Annotated in this window: 1 pseudogene; it reads left to right on the top strand. The window is 55.6% G+C overall.

The features are described from left to right. Positions 1–570: pseudogene (locus CW267_RS29880) on the top strand (IS3-like element ISEc36 family transposase); the annotation flags it as partial.

Here is a 570-nt window from a genome sequence, read left to right as displayed (position 1 = left end):
TGCTTGAGCGTAAACCGGCAATACCGCCCTCGAAGCGAGCGCATACAGGGAAAGTGGCCGTTGGAGAAAGTAACCAGCGGTGGTGCTCTGACGGCTTCGAGTTCAGCTGTGATAACGGTGAAAAACTACGGGTCACGTTCGCGCTGGACTGTTGCGATCGCGAAGCACTTCACTGGGCGGCCAGTACCGGTGGGTATGATAGTGAAACCGTGCAGGACGTCATGCTGGGTGCAGTAGAGCGTCGCTTCGGTAACAGCCTGCCGACATCCCCCGTTGAGTGGCTGACAGACAACGGTTCAGCCTACCGTTCTCATCAGACGCGTCAGTTCGCCAGAATGGTAGGACTGGAGCCTAAACATACGGCGGTACGTAGCCCGGAAAGCAACGGGATGGCGGAGAGCTTCGTGAAAACGATGAAGCGCGACTACATCAGCATCATGCCAAAACCTGACGGGTTAACAGCGGTAAAGAACCTTGCGGAGGCCTTCGAACATTACAACGAATGGCATCCGCATAGTGCACTGGGATATCGTTCACCACGGGAATATCTGCGGCGACGAACCAGTAATG

This window comes from Klebsiella sp. X1-16S-Nf21 (genome assembly GCF_002837615.1).
Taxonomy (GTDB): domain Bacteria; phylum Pseudomonadota; class Gammaproteobacteria; order Enterobacterales; family Enterobacteriaceae; genus Klebsiella; species Klebsiella variicola.
The sequence above is the reverse complement of the archived record's forward strand: the minus strand, read 5'-3'. Positions and strand labels throughout refer to the sequence as shown.